At 66.4% G+C, this 2,639-nt stretch carries 3 protein-coding genes and 1 pseudogene; 2 read left to right on the forward strand and 2 right to left on the reverse strand.

From position 1 onward, the window contains the following. Positions 1-495: 495 nt before the first annotated feature. A complete protein-coding gene (locus AC3ETA_RS47600) occupies positions 496-1,212 on the reverse strand; it encodes a type ISP restriction/modification enzyme (protein ID WP_432199140.1) in 717 nt (238 codons plus the stop codon). Here AC3ETA_RS47600 and AC3ETA_RS47605 point away from each other — a divergent pair. After that, complete coding sequence (locus AC3ETA_RS47605; RefSeq protein WP_432199142.1) at positions 1,142-1,549, forward strand: hypothetical protein; 408 nt, start codon at positions 1,142-1,144, stop codon at positions 1,547-1,549. The genes AC3ETA_RS47600 and AC3ETA_RS47605 overlap by 71 nt on opposite strands. 3 nt (positions 1,550-1,552) lie before the next feature. Here the strand turns inward: AC3ETA_RS47605 and AC3ETA_RS47610 are convergent, their stop codons facing one another. After that, positions 1,553-2,065, reverse strand: coding sequence for a UvrD-helicase domain-containing protein (locus tag AC3ETA_RS47610; RefSeq protein ID WP_432199141.1), 513 nt, complete (start codon positions 2,063-2,065; stop codon positions 1,553-1,555). A gap of 205 nt (positions 2,066-2,270) precedes the next feature. On the opposite strand from AC3ETA_RS47610, the pseudogene AC3ETA_RS47615 reads away from it, so the two are divergent. After that, positions 2,271-2,639 (forward strand): annotated as a pseudogene (locus tag AC3ETA_RS47615) (hypothetical protein); the annotation flags it as partial.

A 2,639-nucleotide genomic window follows, 5' to 3' on the forward strand; every position in this document is an offset into this window, starting at 1 on the left:
CTACTACTTGCTCCCAGACTAGTAGGAGGAAGCCAGCAAGGCGCCCGCAGCAACGTCAGCAAGAAATGCGCCCGCCACCCAGTCCAGGGGTCCAAACAGGGGGCCAAACGTGGCAGCCACGCCGAGACTGTCTCGGACGGTAATGGACAAGCCCGGAACCGAACAGCGCAGGTCAGTGCCCCAACACCAAGGTCACAAAGGGGCCTGATCGCGTTCGGGACGAAGAGGTCGTGGGTTCAAATCCCGCCACCCCGACAGTGAAGTACCAGGTCAGGGGCCTGATCCAGTGAATGGGTCGGGCCCCTGAGTGGTTCCTGGAGATCGTTTGGGAGAAATCTGGGACAAGATCTTGTTCGGGGTCGCCCAAGGGTTACTCGCTGGGGCCACCCAGCGTCGGGCAGCCGATCGCCCTGAGGGCTGCACGTTCGCGATTCCGGGATCGACGGATCACCGTAATCACCATGCGAGGCGCCCCACGTTCCTCCGGATCATCGCTCAGGCCGGCCATGCTCGGTTCGTCTCGACGACCACGCCCGTGTCCCGTCCGACAGATGCACAGCCACCCTTCGTGGCATGGGACCGGGCTTGCTCCGGTAGGTCACAGTCCCGGCATTGTGTCTCGCCCAGCGGCAGGTTTGACGGGCTTACTCGTCCAGTACGTTCATCCCGGAGACCTGATACTCCCTGGTGGATGGCAGCGCCGGCGCGATGCATCCCGAGCCGATCCACAGGCGCTGCTCCTCTGGCTCGTATCGGAGGGCCTGCGGCATTCCCTCCTCCGTGTCTGGTCTTTCCACGACACAGCGAGGACGGCCTGAGGGAAGCCGCAAACATCTCACGCGTACGTCCTTCTGCCTGGTCCGAGAAGCGGTCTCCGTACGTGTGCAGCCACAGCACGCGGCGGCCTATTCGAGCCGCGCGGTCCCAGAGACGAACGTCTCCGGTCAGTGGCACTCGGACACCGGGGTCTTCGAGGTTTTCGCGGAAGCGCTCCGTGTAGGCGGGATGGGAGACCACCCCGGCGATGTAGGCCAGGAAGTCTTCGGGCGAGTTGGCTGTGGGCCAACTCGTTGCGCTCGCGTTCAGTTTCCGAGGCTTCCGCGTCGGGTGGTGGGCGGGAGCCGTTCGCCAAGGCCGCGTCGTGCTCCGGGAGGTAGACGCGCTTGAACTCCAATCCCTTGGCGCTACGGTAGCTGCCGAGTTTGACGGCATCGACGGGGCGGCCGTCGTAGTGCTCCAGCAGGCATACCGAGATGCCCGCCCGTTCGAGGAGCCGCTGGTAGTGGCCGATGGCGCGCATGGACGGGCACAGCACCGCGGCGTCCGGGCGGGCTCCGGGCGGCAGGTCGCGCAGGGCCTCCAGGAGCGCCTGGTCGTGCTCGGCCGGTGTCGGCTTCGAAACACGGGTCACGTTGCCATCGTGATACGTGAGATCGACGTCTCGGCGGCCTGGCGCTCGGAGCCCGTCGATGTCCTCGAAGGAGTCCTCGGCGACGACCGCGAGTGCAGCGTCAAGGATCTCCTCGCTGTCGCGGTAGTTGGTGCGTAGCACTTACCCGCGGTCGCCTCGGATGTCGATGCCGGCGTCGGACAGGCGGAAGCCGCCGGGGTGGACGGCCTGTTGGCCGTCGCCGACCAGCAGCAGTCCGTTGGGCGCATCGCCGACAAGAGCGTGTAGGAGCTGCACCCCGATCAAGGTCAGGTCTTGGACCTCGTCGACGATCACTGCCGCATAGCGGTGTTGTCCGGTGCTGTGCCGCGCTTCTGCAAGGGCGAGGGAGAGGACGTCGTTGAAGTCATGCACGCCGCGCTCGCTGCGGAGCGCTTCGTACGCTTCGTACAGAGCCCAGACGGCCTGGCGATGCGGACGCCGCAGACTCGCGCGACGGCGTCGGCGGAGCACTGTGGCGTATTCCTCGAAGGATGTGATGCCGCGTCCCTTGATGACGTGGTCGATCTCCTCCTTCCAGTATCCCGGGGCCGGGTCGATCTCGGTCAGGCAGCTGTCGCGGCCGACGTGCTTCCAGGCGAGGCTGAAAGCGGTCTGTGCCTTGTCTCCGTGCAACCGGACAGGGACACCGCTGTCGTGCAGGAACTCCTGGGCCCTGAGTGCAGGCTTCGGAAGTCGACCCCGCTGACCGACTCGCCGTCACGCAACAAGGTTTGTCATGTCCCTTACCTGACGGCAGGGTGGGTATCCCCGTGGCGGTCAGGACGTCGCGGGGCCGCCGGGCCGTCACCGGGCGGCCCGGTCACAAGGAGGGGATTCCGTGCCGGTACTTCGCGGTCACCCGCGCACGCCCACGCATGCCCCGGCGTACAGCCGGGCCCGCCGACGTCTGTCATCCGCCGTACTCGCCCTGCTCCTGGGCCTGCTGGGTGCCCTCGTCGCGCCCGCCACCGCAACCGCCGACCCCGGCGACCCGAATCCGAACCTGATCGACTGGACGGTCGTCGACACCTTCCAGGGCGCGTTGGGCAACGACATTCCGTTACGTGAAGGTCAGAGCGACTGCAAGACGCCGCAGTGCAACCCTCCCGTGGACGGTTTCGGCCGGCGTCACATCCTGGAACACGGTGTGGTGCCAGACCACGAGGACATCCAGGAGACCGTCGGCACCGAGGGCTTCTGTGTCCCC

The organism is Streptomyces sp. bgisy027 (assembly GCF_057710365.1).

Excerpts from the sequence above, each read along its gene's own strand:
- AC3ETA_RS47600 (WP_432199140.1), bottom strand. The coding sequence starts at position 1,212 with ATGCCGTCAAACTCGGCAGCTACCGTAGCGCCAAGGGATTGGAGTTCA.